A 14,126-nucleotide genomic window follows, 5' to 3' on the forward strand; every position below is an offset into this window, starting at 1 on the left:
GCAGCTGGATGCCGCCATCTTTCCCGTAGTCGACCCAAGTGGACACTCGCGAAGCCTGTGCACGGGACTTCTTGTCAGCGTCCTCGCGGGACTGCTGTGTGCGTCAGCCGAGGCGGACGCCCCAACATGAAGGGCATGCGCCTCGCGCCGCTGCCGGAGGGCCCGCTGCCCGACAGGGCCACGGCCGCCGCGGCGGTGGCGGTGATGACGCCGGTGCAGTGGGGCACCAGCCAGGACTCCCGTCCCGCGGCCCGGCCGCCGGACGGGCGACGGACGTCCATTCAGCCCGCCACGGTCGCGGTCCCCCCACGTACTGCCCAGAGTGGGGGGGAGCGTATGACCACCCAGGACGTGATGACGGACCACTTCCCGACGACCGAAGAGGCCCGGACCGCCGCCGAGAGCTGGGCGCCCGCCCAGATCATCGACAGCGAGGAGGTCGGTCTGCGCCTGAGCCGGATGATGGCGGCGGAGATGCCCGCCGGGCCGGCCGGATTCTTCCCCATGGCGCCCCCACCCGGCACTGTCATGGCCTCCGGCCCGGCGGGCGCCGGAGAAGCCGGGCCGGTTACTGCCGCAGGCATGCCGGGCATGCCCGCCACCATGCCGGTGGAGCAGCTCCGTTCCCTGGTCACCCGGCTCGTCCGGGCGTCGCAACGGGTCCGCAAGGACCACCGGCAGATGACCAAGGCCCGGGATGCCCCCCGTCGCCATCCAGCGCTTCCTGCCCTGGCACCGCGCCTACGGCCTCGAGTTCGAGAACCTGCTGCGCACCGTCAAACCGAACGTCACGATTCCCTACTGGGACTACGCCAACGACCACGCTCGTCCCGACGGGGTGTGGCAGCCCTCCGGCGTGAACCGTCCGACGCCCGGCGTCAAGCCGGACGGACAGCCGACGGCGCCGCTGCCGACCCAGGACATCACGGTCCTGGGCTACTCCTACCAGTAGCGGTGTCCGGGAGCGCGGTCCGGTCGACGGCGGGCAGGGCCTGTTCCGCCCAGATGACCTTGCCTTCGGCCGTGTACCGAGTGCCCCAGTGCTCGCTGATCTGGGCCACCAGGAACAGTCCGCGGCCTCCCTCGTCCGTGCCGGCCGCGTACCGCAGGTGCGGGGCGGTGCCGCTGCTGTCCCACACCTCGCAGGTCAGGGTGCGATCGTGCAGGAGACGCACGCGAACCGGGGCCGCGCCGTAGCGTATGGCGTTGGTGACGAGCTCGCTGAGGATCAGTTCCGTGCTGAAGGCGAGTTCCTCCAGGCCCCATTTTTCGAGCTGCTCGGCCGCGCGGCTGCGGACGGCGCCGACCTCGCTCGGGTCGAACGGTACGTCCCACTGGGCGACCTGGCCGGGCCCCAGCGTGCGCGTCCGGGCGACGAGCAGCGCGATGTCGTCGGCTGGCTGGCTGGGAAGCAGGGCGTCGAGTACGGCGCGGCGGCTGGCGTGCGGGTCCCGGTCGGGGTGGCTCAGTGCCGTGCGCAGCGTTTCCACGCCCTCTGTGATGTCCCGGCCGCGCTCCTCGACCAGCCCGTCGGTGTACAGGACCAGCTGGCTGCCTTCCGCCAGGTGCAGTTCCGCGGTCTCGAACGGCATGCCTCCCAGCCCGAGCGGGGGGCCTGCCGGCAGTTCCGAGATCGTCGTCGTGCCGTCCGGGGCGACCACGAGCGGTGGCATGTGTCCGGCCCGTGCCATGGTGCAGTTCTGGGAGACCGGGTCGTAGACGGCATACAGGCAGGTCGCCCCCAGGATGCCCCCGTTGGGGGCGGTGCCGTCGCCTTCCTGGTCCATGCGCTGGACGAGGTTGTCGAGCCGGGCGAGCAGTTCGTCGGGCGGCAGGTCGAGGGAGGAGAAGTTGTGCACCGCGGTCCGCAGCCGTCCCATCGTGACCGCGGCGTGCAGACCGTGCCCGACGACGTCTCCGACGACGAGCCCGACGCGGCTGCCCGGCAGCGGGATCACGTCGAACCAGTCCCCGCCCACTCCGGACTGGGCGGGCTGGTAGAAGTGCGCGACGTCCACGGCGCTCTGCTCGGGCAGATCCTGCGGCAGCAGACTGCGCTGGAGCGTCACGGCGAGGGTGTGTTCGCGGGTGTAGCGGCGGGCGTTGTCCATGGTGACCGCGGCGCGGCCGACGAGCTCCTCGGCCAGGGACAGGTCGTCCTCGTCGAACGGTTCCGGCTTCTGCGACCGCCAGAAGTTGACCACCCCGAGCACGACGCCCCGGGCTCTGAGCGGAGCCGCGATGAGCGAGTGGATCCCGTAGTCGACGATCGCCGACGTCCGCTGCGGATCCTGGGCGTGCCAGCCCGGCGCGTCGTTGAGGTCGGGTACGAGCTCGGCCGCGCCCGTGCCGTATCCGCGGGCCTGTGGCGTGGACGGCAGGAAGTCGATGAGGGTGCCGAGCGGGTACAGCGGGTGATCGGAGCGGATGCCGTCGACGGCCGTGCGCCGCATGTCGGCGTCCGGGCCGGGCTCGTCGCCGTTCAGCACCGGCTCCGCCAGGTCGACCGTGACGAAGTCCGCGAACTGGGGGACGGCGACGTGCGCCAGTTCCTCCGCGGTGCGCACGACGTCCAGCGAGGTGCCGATCTCGCCCCCGGCGTCGTAGAGGAGCTTGAGCCGCCTGCGGGCCGTCTCGGCCCGGCTGCTCAGGAGCTGCATCTCGGTGGAGTCACGGATGGTGACCGCCGAGCCCTGCGGGCGGCCGCCGGGGTGAGTGGGCCGCTGATTGACCACGAGCAGCCGGTCTCCGGCCTCCACCACCTCGTCGGTGGCCACCCGGCCGGAGAGCAGCAGTTCCGCCATCCGGCGATCCAGGCCGACCTCGTCGACGGGGCGTCCCTCGGCGTCGTCCGGCAGGCCGAGCAGCCGTCCGGCCTCGTCGTTCGCCAGGAGCAGGCGTCCTTCGCCGTCGGTGATCAGCACCCCTTCGCGGACGGAGTGGAGCACCGCGTCGTGGTGCTCGTACATCCGCGTCATCTCCTGGGTGCCCAGCCCGTGGGTCTGGTGGCGGAGTCTTCGGCTGATCAGCGCCGTGCCGATGGTGGCCAGCGCCAGTCCGCCGGCGATGGACAGGAGGACGACCGGGAGCTGTCGGTCGGCGATGCCGGTCACGCTCTTCACCGTCAGACCCGCGGAGACCAGGCCGACGACATCACCGTGGGGCGATGTGACCGGCACGATCGCCTGGATCTCCTTGCCGAGGGGCCCGTGCACGCTCTCCGTGTGCACCTGTCCGGCGAGTGAGGGTCCGATCGTGCCCACGAACCGCTTGCCGATGCGGTCGGGCTTGGGGTGGGTGTAGCGGATGCCGTGGGTGTCCATCACCACGATGAAGTCCACCCCTGCGGCCTTGCGGGTCTCCTCGGCGAGAGGCTGCAGGATGGCGGAGGGGTTCGGCGTCTTCAGCGCGTCCTGCAGGCCCAGCGATTTCGCGAAGGTCTGCGCCACGGAGACCGACCGGTCGCGCGCCTCACGGTCGACATCGTGCCGCGACTGCAGCACCAGGGCCAGCAGCGCCCCGGCGGCGAGCAGCACCACAATCGCCACCTGAAGGACGAAGACCTGCCCGGCGACGCTTCCGAATCTTCTGCCTAGGTTCGACCGCACCGGCACGGCGGACACGAGGGACAGGACGCGCTCACAAACCCAGTTGTAGCACCTTCCCGCGGCCGGGTCCTGCGGTGCTCACCGTGCGCGTCGGGGCCGCCGCACAGGGTTTTCGGCCGACGCAGGGGGGGCGGACGGCGGTCCGCACCCCCCTCGGGCCGGTCGCTGTCAGGCGCTGGGCGGGGTGTTGAAGGGGGCGGCCCAGGTCTGGTTGGTCTGGATCGCGCTGGGGGCGCTGCCGCAGGTGTACACGTCCACGGGGGTGCCCGGCGTGGTGGTGGTGCCGGCGTAGACGTCGAGGCAGAGACCGGTGCCGGCGAGCTTCAGGTTGCCGTCCCGGTTGTAGGTCCAGGTCTGGTAGCCCGGAGCGGATCCGCAGGGGCTGACGCCGACCCACTGGCCCTGCTTCCCGTTGATCACGCTGGTGGAGGCGGAGCTCTGGGCGGTCAGGCAGAGGTTGCCGGCGCCGGCCTGGAGCAGCTGGACGGAGCCGTCCGCGTTGCGCTGCCACTGCTGGTTGGAGCCGCCGGAGCAGGTGTAGACGTCGACGGCGGTGCCGGTCGTACGGGACTGGTAGTTGTCCAGGCAGAGCGAGGCCTTGGACCAGCTGTCGCGGGACACGGTGAGCTGGCCGCGCGGGGTGGCGGTGGAGCCGGCCGGCGGGGTGACCTTGAGCATCGCGCTGTCGTGCGAGCCGATGGTGAGCGTCACCGATCCGGCAGAGGTGCTGGTGGAGTGCGCCCACAGGTCGCGCACGGTGTAGGCGCCGCCGCCGCTGTCGAAGCCCAGGGAGGCCAGGTCGAGGGTGTAGGCGGCGCCGGCCGCGCCCTTGTTGAGGACGACCACGGCCCGGCTGCCGTCCGCGAGCGGCTTGACGACCACGTCGATGCCGCTGCTCGCCGCCGGGGTGCCGTCGGCGTTGGCGCCGCCGCCCGAGACGCGGTAGCCGCCGGCACCGAGCGGGTCCTGGTCGACCGCGATGACCTCGGGGTTGCCGAGGATGCCGATGGACGCGTTGAGGTGCGCCGCCTCGGCCGGATGGGCCGCGATGTAGGAGGGTTCGAACTTGCGGGCGTCGGTGGAGATCACCAGCGGTGCGGCCATCGCGGAGAACAGCGACATCTGGCTGCGCTCCTCGGCGGTGGTCATGCCGTTGTCGCCGATGAGCAGCATGTCGGCGTCGTTCCAGTTGCCCGGGCCCTGGTAGCGGGCCAGCTCCAGGGTGCTGTCGGCGCTCTGGTAGGCGCCGAAGTTGTAGCCGGACTGCACGCCGAGCGGCTGGTTCCAGGGGTCGGTGGCGCCATTGTCGTAGTCGTTGTAGATGTCCGGGCCGACGCGCCAGAGCTGGCCGAGACCGCGTACCCAGTTCATCGCGCCGAACTTGGTGGAGCCGTTGCCGTACGCGGCGGGGGCGGAGATGTTGAAGGTCACGTTCGGCTTCGGGGTGCCCGCCTTGTTCGCGTTGGTGACGGCGGTGCCGAGGGCGTTCGCCATCCGCGTGTCGAGCGTCTGCATCGGTTCCTGCTGGCCGCAGTTGTCGTACTTGAGCGTGTCGACGCCCCAGTAGACGAACGAGTCGGCGTCGGCCTGCTCGTGGTACTCGCTGCCGTTGGGCTGGTTGGGCGAGGTCGGCGTGGTGGTGGAGCAGGTGTGGGTGCCGGAGGTCTCGTAGATGCCGAACTTCGCCCCGAGGCTGTGCAGATAGGCGCCGTACGCGGTCAGCTCGTAGTCGAAGCCCGGCTGCTTCGTGGTGTCGCGGACGTCGGTCCGGGCGCCCCAGTTGGCCGCGCCGTGCAGATAGCCGGAGCTGTTGCGGTACATCCAGCAGTCGTCGACGGTGACGGTCCTGTACCCGGCCGCGATGAGGCCGGCGTCGGCGAGGCCCTTGGCGTTGTCCTGCATGTACTGCTGGAACGAGTAGTTCAGTCGCGGGGAGCCGTCCAGCGGGGCCTGCGGCGTGCAGGTCGCCCGGGCCCAGTTGTTGAAGCCCATCGGCGGAGTGGCGGCCAGCGGCCCCTGCGGGGTGGCGGCCGAGGAGTAGTTGGCGGCCGGGGCGCCGACGCCGTCGTTGGCGGCGGCAGGGCCCGCCGCGAACGCGGAGGCGGTGACGAGGAGAGCGGTGCTCAGCAGGACCGGTGCGGTCCGAGGGGGGTTGCGCTTGGGCACGGAGGGGTCCTTCCCTTGATGACTGAAGATGCGTTAAGTGGGTCTGTAACGCTCAACTTCAATCACTGGTGCGCAAAGCTTCGAGGGTGGCGAGGCGCGTCGTCAAGATGTGCGAAGAAGGCGCGGCGGCGGCGCGGGGGCGCGAGCCCCTTTCGGGCGCGCTCTGGCTAGATTGCTCGGGTGAGCACACGACGACCCCGAGGGCCGTACGCCAAGACCGCCGCCAAGCGGCAGGTGATCCTCGACGCCGCGCTGGCCGCCTACGCCGAGGCCGGCAGCCGCGGCGTGTCCGTACGGGACATCGCCCAGCGGGTGGGGATGACCGACGCGGGCGTCCTGCACCACTTCGGGAGCCGGGAGGCGCTGCTCACGGCGGTGGTGGAGGCCCGCGACACGGCGGCGTCCGAGGCGTACAGCCCGGAGACCGTGTTGTGGCGGACGGAGTTGCTCGCCGAGAACGCCGCCACGCCCGGACTGGTCAAGCTGTTCCTGGACATCGCCGCGGCCTCGGCCGACCCCGACCATCCGGGGCATGCCTTCTTCACGGAGCGGTATCGCGGCCTGCGGCTTCAGATCGCGGCACTGCTCGCCGCCGGCCCGCCGCCGACGCACGGCTCCGACGAGCCGGTGACGGACGCCGACGCCGACTGGGCCGCCCGGATCCTGCTGGCCGCGACGGACGGCATCCAGCTCCAGTGGCTGCTGGAGCCCTCGATCGACATGGCCGGGGACATCGGCCGGCTGCGGGAGGTACTCCTGGCGGCGCTGGCCGGAGAGCCGGAGCGGACTCCCACTTCCGGGTCCGAGGACACCACGGCGTCCTAGGGTCCGTCCTGGCCCGCCTCCGGCGGTCCCTGCCCGATCACCGCGCCGGCGCCGAGGGTCACGGTCACCCGCGTGCCGCGCGCCGTCCGCACGATGGCGCAGTCCAAGGCGTACGCGCGGACGAGCTGCAGGCCACGGCCGCAGCACGCGGTCGCGTCATCGCCGGGGAGGCGTGGGCGACGACGGCGCCACGTGCCGGTGTCCTGGACCTGGAGCGTGAGCGAGCGGCCGGTGGTCGCCAGGAGCACGGCCACGTCACGGCTGCCGCTGTGCCGGACGACGTTGGCGGCGAGCTCGGTCACGACCACCCCGAGTGCCTCGTCCGCCTCGTCACCGAGTTCCCAGCGGCGTGCCGTCTCCTGGACGAAGCGCCGCAGCGGTGGGACCGCCTCGATGCTCGCGGCCATCACGCACAGAGCGCGACGCTCGTCGCGCGGTCGCGGGCTGGGGCCGAGGGGGAGGGGTTCGGGCGAGCCGGAGAGCGGCGTGAGCGGGGTGGCTTGCGTGGCCGTGAACATGGGGGGCTCCTCTGCGCCTGGGGGGACGGGGCGCGGTGGCGGATGGAGAACCGCCGGTTATGCCACGGTAAGCACGAAAACTTTGGATGTCTAGGTTTTTGTCGGGCGCCTCCAGATGGGCGCCGCCCGGCCCTGTGCAGGGGTCCCGGCCGCCTCCGCGCGGTCACGAGTGGATAACTGAGCCCGGTCTGCGGGTGACATGGTGCGCGATCGATGCTCTAAGTTGAGCGTTACGCGCCAACCTGCTCAGTTTCGCGCGCCAACCCCTCTCCTTTCGGAATCAGGCGGTAGTTGCCATGAAGCGACGTCTTCTCCCTCTGTCCATCGCCGCCGTCGTCGGCTCGTTCCTGCTCTCGGCCTGCGGGGGCGGTTCCGGCTCCGCGACCGGTCCCGACGGTGTCACCACGATCTCGTTCGTCGCGGCGGACTACGGCTCCAACGGGGACAACTCGAGCCAGGCGTACTGGCAGGACGTGATCAAGGCGTTCGAGAAGAAGAACCCGAAGATCAAGGTCGACCTCCGGGTGATCAACTGGAACGACATCGACGCCCAGGTCAAGACCATGGTCCAGAACGGGAACCAGCCGGACCTCCTCCAGACCGGCGGCTACGCCGACTTCGCCAAGAGCGGCCTGCTGTACTCCGCCCCGGAGGTGCTCTCGGTCGGCACCGAGGGGGACCTCATCCCCGCCATGGCCGACGCCGGCCGCCAGGACGGCACCGCGTACGGCATCCCGTTCGTCTCCAGCGCGCGGATGTTCCTCATCAACAACGCCCTGTTCCGCAAGGCGGGGCTCGACCCGAAGAAGCCGCCGCGGACCTGGGCCGAGGTCACCGCCGACGCGACCGCGCTGAAGAAGGCCGGTGTCGAGGTGCCCCTCGGCGTCCCGCTGGGCAAGGAGGAGGCCCAGGCCGAGTCGTTCATCTGGATGATGGGCAACGGCGGCGGCTACCAGGGCACCGGCGGGAAGTACGCGATCAACTCGCCCGCGAACGTGGAGACGTTCACCCAGCTGAAGAAGTGGGTCGACGCCGGCCTCACCGAGAAGAGCCCGGCCGCGGTCAACCGCACCGACCTCACCAAGAACTTCGCCTCCGGCAAGGTCGGCATGCTCAACGGCTTCCCCGGCCAGCTCGCCGAGCTCAAGGGCCTGGACGTCACCTGGACCGCGATGCCCGGCGCCAACGCCACGAGCACCAGCACGCTCGGGGTCGCCGACTGGATGATGGCCTTCAAGAAGGGCGGCCACCGCGACCAGATCAAGGCGTTCCTCGACTTCGCGTACGGCAAGGAGAACACGGTCAGGTTCGCCAAGACCTACAACCTGCTGCCCGTGACGCAGTCGGCCCGCACGGCGCTCGCGGCCGACCCGGCGGTCAAGGACCTCGGACCCTTCCTCGACATCCTGCCCACCGCGACCTTCTACCCGCTCAGCGACCCGACCTGGCCGGGCGTCTCCGCCCAGATAAAGACCCAGATCGGCAGCGCCCTCGACGACCCGCAGAAGAACCTCGACGCCCTGCAGCAGGCGGCCGAGCAGGCGGGACGGTGACGGGCCGAGGCGGCACGTCCGAAACGAGAACGCACGTGTCCACCAGCACCCCGCCCCGTACCGCCGACCGGCGGGCCCACGCGGCCCGCCGGCCCACAGCCCCGGGACCCGGCCGGCGAAACCCTGACCGGCCGGCCGGGCCCCGGCCCCGCTCCTGGTTCCGGCGCCTGGGCGCCCTGCCCTGGATCGCGCCCGCCGTCCTGCTCATTCTGGCCGTGGTCGTATGGCCGGTCGTCGAGATGGTCCGCACCTCGCTGCGGAGGATCGACACCTCGGGCATGGACCTGGGTCCGGCCGGGCTCGACAAGTACCGCAAGCTCTTCGCCGACCCGCGGATCGCCGACGTGCTGACCTGGACGGCCGTGTGGACGGTCGCCGTCGTCGCGCTGACGATGCTGCTGTCGCTGGGCCTGGCCCAGCTGTTCAACCAGCGCTTCCCCGGCCGCCGGATCACCCGCTGGGCGCTCGTCGCGCCCTGGGCTGCGTCCGTCCTGATGACCGCGATCGGTTTCCGCTGGATGCTCGACCAGGTCGCGGGCGTCCTCAACCGGGTCCTGCTCGACCTCGGCCTGATCGACTCGGCCGAGGCGTGGACCGGCGACGCCGCGCACGCCAGACCGTGGCTGATCGCGGTCGCCGTCTTCGTGTCGCTGCCCTTCACCACGTACACGCTGCTCGCCGGGCTCCAGACCGTGCCCGGCGAGGTGTACGAGGCGGCCCGCGTCGACGGCGCCGCACGCCTCCAGACGTACCTCCGGATCACGCTGCCCCTGCTGCGGCCGGCGTTCCTGGTCGCCCTGGTGATCAACCTGATCAACGTCTTCAACTCGTTCCCCGTCATCTGGGGGATGACCCAGGGCGGCCCCAACGCCGACACCGCGACCACGACGGTCTTCATGTACATGTTGCGCAGTTACGACGTGGCCGAGTCGGCCGCCCTGTCGGTGGTCAACTTCGGCGCCGTCATCGTCATGGTCCTGGTCTTCCTCAAGGTCAGCGGCTGGAAGGAGACGGACCGATGAGCACCGCGACCCTTCACCCCCGTCCCCGCCCCCACCCCCACCTCCGTCCCCGCCCCCGCACGAAGACCGTGCTGCTCACCGTCACGGCCTGGGCGCTGGCCGCGCTCTTCCTGCTGCCGTACGCCGACATGGTGATCACGGCCGGGCGCCCGGCCGGCGAGCTGCGCGACAACGGCTATCTGCCCTCGCGCTTCGACTGGTCCGCGTTCGCCAGCGTCTGGAGCGAGACCACGCTCGGCCGGAACCTGTCCAACACCCTGCTGATCGCGGGCGGTTCGACGCTGCTCGTACTGCTCGTGGCGCTGCCCGCCGCCTACTACACGGCACGCGTCCGCTTCCGCGGGCGCAACGCCTTCCTGCTCCTGGTCCTCGTCACTCAGATGTTCCAGCCGACCGCCCTGCAGGTGGGCCTGTACCGGGAGTTCCACGCGCTCGGCCTGCTGGACACGACGACCGTGCTGATGGTGGCCAACGCCGCCTTCAACCTCGCCTTCGCCGTCTGGATCATCGGCGCCTACATCGGATCGATCCCCGTCGAGCTGGAGGAGGCCGCGATGGTGGACGGCTGCGGCCGGGCCCGCGCGCTGTTCCGCGTGACCCTGCCGCTGGCCATGCCGGGCATCGTCACCGCCGTGATCTTCACCTTCATCGCGGCCTGGAACGAGTTCATCATGGGCCTGACGCTCACCACCTCACCCGAGCGGCAGCCCCTCACCGTCGGCATCAACAACATGATCGGCGCCTACAGCGTGCAGTGGAACCAGGTGTTCGCCGCGTCGCTGGTGGCCATCGTGCCCGTGGTCGCGCTGTTCGCGGTCATCGAGCGCCATGTGGTGTCCGGGCTGACGGCCGGCTCGGTCAAGTAGACCGGCCGCAGGCCCCGTGGGCCCCTTCGTCAGACGCAGTGGACGTCGACGCCCTGGGCGGTGAGTTGTTCGACGAGTTCGTCGGGGGCGTCGTGGTCGGTGACGAGGGTGTGGATCTCGGAGATGGTGCAGACGCGGGCGAAGGCGCGCTGGCCGAGTTTGGTGGAGTCGGCGACGACGATGACCTTTTCGGCGCGTTCGGCCATGGCGCGGTTGGCGCTGGCTTCGCCTTCGTCGTGGGTTGCGGCGCCGAAGCGGGGGTCGACGGCGTTGACGCCGAGGATGGCGTAGTCGAGGGAGAGGCCCTGGAGGACCATGGCGGCGAGGGGGCCGGTGAGTTCGTAGGACTGGGGGCGGGCCACGCCGCCGGTGACGACGGTCTTGACGTAGGGGCGGACGGCGAGTTCGTTGGCGATGTTGACCGCGTTGGTGACGATGGTCAGCGCGGTGGAGCCGCCGTGTTCGGCGAGGTCGGCGCGGGTGGCGAGTTCGCGGGCGACTTCGGAGGTGGTGGTGCCGCCGTTGAGTCCGACGACGGCGCCGGGCGGGATGAGGGCGGCGGCGGCGCGGGCGATGCGGTGTTTCTCGTCGGCTTTGCGTGCGGTCTTGTAGCGCAGGGGGAGGTCGTAGGTGACGCCGCTGAGTACGGCGCCGCCGCGCGTGCGGGTGAGCAGTTGCTGGCGGGAGAGTTCTTCCAGGTCGCGGCGGACCGTCGCGGGTGAGACGTCGAGGAGTTCGGCGGCCTCGCCGACCTCGATGCTGCCGCGCTCGCTCAGCGCGTCGAGCAGCCGTGTCCACCGCTCGTGCGTGCTCATCACCGATCTCCTCGCCTCTGAAGTCGCCTCGCGACCTACCGGAGCCGAGAGTAACCCAGTTCGGCATATGCGTGATCATTCTTGCGTGTCATTGCTCAAAGTTGAGCACACAAGCTATAAACGAATCATCTTCAGTCATGCGGCTGGTGAAACCGGCCGACACGCCTTCGAGGAGGCCCCGTGAGTCACGTCGACGTGGAAATAGCCGAGCAGCCCGCCTGCTGGCTTCGGGCACTGGACGTCCGTCCGGCCGGACTGCCGCAGGCCGGCGAGCGGGTCGCGGTCGTGGGCTGCGGCACCTCGCTCTACATGGCGCAGGCGTACGCGGCGCTGCGTGAGGACGCCGGGCTCGGCGAGACCGACGCCTTCCCCGCCGCGGACTTCCCGGCCGCGCGCCGCTACGACCGGGTCGTGGCCATCAGCCGCTCCGGCACCACGACGGAGGTGCTCGACGCGCTCCACAGGGCCGGCGACACCCCGACCGTGGCGCTCACCGGAGACCTCGACACGCCCGTCAAGGACGTCGCCGACACCGTCGTGGACCTGTCCTTCGCCGACGAACGGTCCGTCGTGCAGACCCGCTTCGCGACGACCGCGCTGGTCCTGCTGCGCGCCAGCCTCGGCCCCGTACCGCAGGACCTCCCGCGGCAGGCACAGCACGCGCTGGCGGCTCCGCTGCCCGACGAGCTGCTGAACGCCGGCCAGTTCACCTTCCTCGGCACCGGCTGGAGCACCGGCCTGGCCCACGAGGCGGCGCTGAAGCTGCGCGAGGCCTCCGGATCGTGGACGGAGTCGTACCCGGCGATGGAGTACCGGCACGGGCCCATCAGCGTCAGCGGCCCCGGCACCGTCGTGTGGTCCTTCGGCGAACCGCCCGCCGGCCTCGCCGACCAGGTCCGCGCGACCGGCGCGTACCTCACGGTGTCCCCCGGCGACCCGCTCGCCGACCTCGTCCGCGCCCAGCGCCTGGCCGTCGCCCTCGCCGGACGCCGCGGCCTCGACCCGGACCACCCGCGCAACCTCACCCGCTCGATCGTCCTCACCGGCTCATGACCACCGCCACGAGCGCCGTGAGCACCACGAGCACCGTGAGCACCGCGAGGACCGCCACGCGGACGGTCGTCGCCCTGGACGTCGGCGGCACCCACATCAAGGGGGGCAGCCTCACCGACGGCGCCACCACCCTCGACCACACGGACCGCTGGTACACGCGCGCCGACCGCGGTCCCGAGGCGGTCCTGGAGACCGTCCTCTCCTGCGCCGCGGAACTCGTGGAACGCTGCCCCGACGCGCAGGCGGCCGGGATCGTCGTCCCCGGCATCGTCGACGAGGAGTCCGGGCTCGCCGTCCTCGCCGCGAACCTCGGCTGGCGCGGCGTGCCCGTCCAGGACTGGCTCGCCGAACACCTCGACCTGCCCGTCGCGTTCGGCCACGACGTACGCGCCGGCGGACTGGCCGAGGCGAGGATGGGCGCAGGCCGAGGCTGCGCCGACTTCCTCTTCGTCCCGGTCGGCACCGGCATCGCCGCCGCCGCGTTCAGCCGGGGCCGCGCGCTCACCGGCGCCCACGGCCGGGCCGGCGAGCTCGGGCACGTCCTCGTCCGGCCCGGCGGCGACCGCTGCCACTGCGGCGCCCGCGGCTGCCTGGAGACCGTGGCGTCGGCCGCTGCCGTCGCCCGCCGCTACGCACGCGCCACCGGCTGGCACGGCATCACCGCCAGGGAGGTCCAGCGCCGCGCCGAGACGGGTGACCCGGCGGCCGCCGGCATCTGGACCGAGGCGATCGAGGCACTCGCCGACGCCCTGGCCGTCGCGGTCACCCTGCACGACCCCGAACGCATCGTCCTCGGCGGCGGCCTGGCCCGCGCGGGCGAGGCCTACCTGGCGCCGTTGCGCGACGCCCTGACCCGGCGGCTGACCTTCCAGGCCGTACCGCACCTCACAGAGGCCCGGCTGGGAGACCGGGCGGGATGCGTGGGCGCGGCACTGCTGGCGCACGACCTCCTGGAACAGGCACGGGTGCGCTCGTGATCCTCACCGTCACCCTCAACCCCGCCCTCGACATCACCCACCACGTCGACCGCCTCACCCCCCACTCCGCCCACCGCGTCCGCGACGTCGGCGCCCGGGCGGGCGGCAAGGGTGTCAACGTGTCGCGGGTCCTGCACACCCTGGGCCTGCGCACGCTCGTCACCGGGCTGGCCGGCGGGCCGACCGGTGAGGCGGTACGCCGCGAACTCTCCCGGGCGGAACTGCCGGAGCGCCTCACGGCCGTCGACGGCGAGACCCGCCGCACGGTGGCCGTGGTCGACGAGCACACCGGCGACACGACGACGCTCCTCGAACCGGGGCCGGTCGTACGTCCGGAGGAGTGGCGCGACTTCCTCGCCGACTTCGACGCGTGCGTCGGCCGGGCCACGGTCGCCGTGCTCTCCGGCAGCCTCCCGCCCGGCCTCCCCGAGGACGCGTACGCGACACTCGTCCGCGCCGCCGGGGCCCGGGGCGTCCCGGCGATCCTGGACACGAGCGGCCCGGCGCTCCTGGCCGCGCTTCCGGCAGGCCCCGCCCTCGTCAAGCCGAACGCGGACGAACTGGCCGAGGCCACCGGCGAACCGGACCCGCGCCGGGCGGCGGCGGCCCTGCGCGCCGCCGGCGCCGAGGCCGTGGTCGCCTCCCTCGGCCCGGACGGCCTCCTCGCGGTGACCGCGTCGGGCGCCTGGCGCGGGGGGGCGGCGCCGCCGGGGCGGGGGGCCC

General features: G+C 71.8%; 12 protein-coding genes. 8 read left to right on the plus strand and 4 right to left on the minus strand.

The window, feature by feature from the left end:
• Window positions 1-697: 697 nt before the first annotated feature.
• Window positions 698-952 (plus strand): tyrosinase family protein, encoded by a 255-nt coding sequence (locus ACWEV0_RS33805; RefSeq protein ID WP_453153603.1) that lies wholly within the window; start codon window positions 698-700, stop codon window positions 950-952.
• On the opposite strand, the gene ACWEV0_RS33810 is transcribed toward ACWEV0_RS33805, so the two are convergent.
• Complete coding sequence (locus tag ACWEV0_RS33810) at window positions 924-3,548, minus strand: SpoIIE family protein phosphatase (RefSeq protein ID WP_453153604.1); 2,625 nt, start codon at window positions 3,546-3,548, stop codon at window positions 924-926. The genes ACWEV0_RS33805 and ACWEV0_RS33810 overlap by 29 nt on opposite strands.
• A 228-nt stretch (window positions 3,549-3,776) precedes the next feature.
• Window positions 3,777-5,774 carry a ricin-type beta-trefoil lectin domain protein gene (locus tag ACWEV0_RS33815; protein ID WP_453153606.1) on the minus strand — a complete coding sequence of 666 codons (1,998 nt, stop codon included), beginning with the start codon at window positions 5,772-5,774 and terminating at the stop codon, window positions 3,777-3,779.
• Window positions 5,775-5,954: 180 nt separating this feature from the next.
• Here ACWEV0_RS33815 and ACWEV0_RS33820 point away from each other — a divergent pair, with 180 nt between their 5' ends.
• Window positions 5,955-6,599, plus strand: a complete 645-nt coding sequence (locus tag ACWEV0_RS33820) for a TetR/AcrR family transcriptional regulator (protein ID WP_453153607.1) — start codon at window positions 5,955-5,957, stop codon at window positions 6,597-6,599.
• Here ACWEV0_RS33820 and ACWEV0_RS33825 read toward each other — a convergent pair.
• Window positions 6,596-7,117, minus strand: coding sequence for an ATP-binding protein (locus tag ACWEV0_RS33825; RefSeq protein ID WP_453153608.1), 522 nt, complete (start codon window positions 7,115-7,117; stop codon window positions 6,596-6,598). The genes ACWEV0_RS33820 and ACWEV0_RS33825 overlap by 4 nt on opposite strands.
• Before the next feature lie 296 nt (window positions 7,118-7,413).
• On the opposite strand from ACWEV0_RS33825, the gene ACWEV0_RS33830 reads away from it, so the two are divergent.
• From ACWEV0_RS33830 to ACWEV0_RS33840, 3 genes are read left to right on the plus strand one after another with little or no spacing between them, the layout of a single operon-like run.
• Window positions 7,414-8,670 (plus strand): extracellular solute-binding protein, encoded by a 1,257-nt coding sequence (locus ACWEV0_RS33830; RefSeq protein WP_453153609.1) that lies wholly within the window; start codon window positions 7,414-7,416, stop codon window positions 8,668-8,670.
• A gap of 35 nt (window positions 8,671-8,705) precedes the next feature.
• Complete coding sequence (locus ACWEV0_RS33835; protein WP_453153610.1) at window positions 8,706-9,692, plus strand: carbohydrate ABC transporter permease; 987 nt, start codon at window positions 8,706-8,708, stop codon at window positions 9,690-9,692.
• Window positions 9,689-10,558 (plus strand): carbohydrate ABC transporter permease, encoded by an 870-nt coding sequence (locus tag ACWEV0_RS33840; protein WP_453153611.1) that lies wholly within the window; start codon window positions 9,689-9,691, stop codon window positions 10,556-10,558. The genes ACWEV0_RS33835 and ACWEV0_RS33840 overlap by 4 nt, the downstream gene beginning before the upstream one ends.
• A gap of 29 nt (window positions 10,559-10,587) precedes the next feature.
• Here ACWEV0_RS33840 and ACWEV0_RS33845 read toward each other — a convergent pair whose 3' ends face one another.
• The gene (locus ACWEV0_RS33845) at window positions 10,588-11,373 is read right to left on the minus strand and encodes a DeoR/GlpR family DNA-binding transcription regulator (RefSeq protein WP_453153612.1); all 786 of its coding nucleotides are present in this window, start codon (window positions 11,371-11,373) and stop codon (window positions 10,588-10,590) included.
• Window positions 11,374-11,553: 180 nt separating this feature from the next.
• Between ACWEV0_RS33845 and ACWEV0_RS33850 the strand changes: the two genes are divergently transcribed.
• The 3 genes from ACWEV0_RS33850 to ACWEV0_RS33860 all read left to right on the plus strand — a co-directional run.
• On the plus strand, window positions 11,554-12,426 hold the full coding sequence (locus tag ACWEV0_RS33850; RefSeq protein WP_453153613.1) for an SIS domain-containing protein: 873 nt from the start codon (window positions 11,554-11,556) through the stop codon (window positions 12,424-12,426).
• Window positions 12,423-13,403, plus strand: a complete 981-nt coding sequence (locus tag ACWEV0_RS33855; protein WP_453153615.1) for an ROK family protein — start codon at window positions 12,423-12,425, stop codon at window positions 13,401-13,403. Before ACWEV0_RS33850 ends, ACWEV0_RS33855 begins: the two co-directional genes overlap by 4 nt.
• The coding region (locus tag ACWEV0_RS33860; protein ID WP_453153616.1) for a 1-phosphofructokinase family hexose kinase at window positions 13,400-14,126 on the plus strand (727 nt) is incomplete at its 3' end. The genes ACWEV0_RS33855 and ACWEV0_RS33860, both read left to right, overlap by 4 nt.

This window comes from Streptomyces sp. NPDC003943 (genome assembly GCF_053605265.1).

Excerpts from the sequence above, each read along its gene's own strand:
- ACWEV0_RS33805 (WP_453153603.1), top strand. The coding sequence starts at position 698 with ATGCCCCCCGTCGCCATCCAGCGCTTCCTGCCCTGGCACCGCGCCTAC.
- ACWEV0_RS33825 (WP_453153608.1), bottom strand. The coding sequence starts at position 7,117 with ATGTTCACGGCCACGCAAGCCACCCCGCTCACGCCGCTCTCCGGCTCG.
- ACWEV0_RS33830 (WP_453153609.1), top strand. The coding sequence starts at position 7,414 with ATGAAGCGACGTCTTCTCCCTCTGTCCATCGCCGCCGTCGTCGGCTCG.
- ACWEV0_RS33840 (WP_453153611.1), top strand. The coding sequence starts at position 9,689 with ATGAGCACCGCGACCCTTCACCCCCGTCCCCGCCCCCACCCCCACCTC.
- ACWEV0_RS33845 (WP_453153612.1), bottom strand. The coding sequence starts at position 11,373 with ATGAGCACGCACGAGCGGTGGACACGGCTGCTCGACGCGCTGAGCGAG.
- ACWEV0_RS33855 (WP_453153615.1), top strand. The coding sequence starts at position 12,423 with ATGACCACCGCCACGAGCGCCGTGAGCACCACGAGCACCGTGAGCACC.